The organism is Polaromonas sp. P1_G2 (assembly GCF_056405515.1).
In genome coordinates, this window is the sequence record NZ_JBFUBY010001046.1 from 1 (window position 1) to 475 (window position 475).

Genomic DNA, 475 nt, shown 5'->3' on the forward strand with positions numbered 1-475 from the left:
GACCTATGCCGTGACGGAAAAGTTCGGCTACAACACCATTTCCTTCGACAAGACCAAGGTCGACCCCAAGGACATGGAAGACCTGTCGGTGATGTGGTCGGACAAGTACAAGGGCCGCATCGCGCTCTACGATTATTACCTGCCGATGATCGGCCTGGTGCAGATGGCGCTCGGCAAGAAGACTGCCGACATCTCGGACAAGGACATGCCGGCGATCGCGGAAAAGCTTTCGGCGATGAAGAAGGTCTCGAAAGAGGTGAGCGACGTCACCTCGTCACAGACCGCGCTGGCGACCGGAGAAGTCGATATCCTGGTCGGCGGCGGTGAATGGATCACCGCGTCGCTCGCCAAGGACAAGCCGAATCTCGATTGGATCGTGCCGAAACAAGGGGCCGTGCGCTGGGCACAGTCGATCGGCGTGATGAAGGATTCCAAGCACCCGGATCTGGCGCTGAAATTCGTGCAGTATATCGTC

General features: G+C 58.1%; 1 protein-coding gene. It reads left to right on the forward strand.

Annotated features, from left to right (window positions below):
- Positions 1–475, forward strand: a 475-nt coding sequence (locus AC1D0P_RS28985; RefSeq protein WP_477679892.1) for an extracellular solute-binding protein, incomplete at both ends; no start/stop codon positions are given.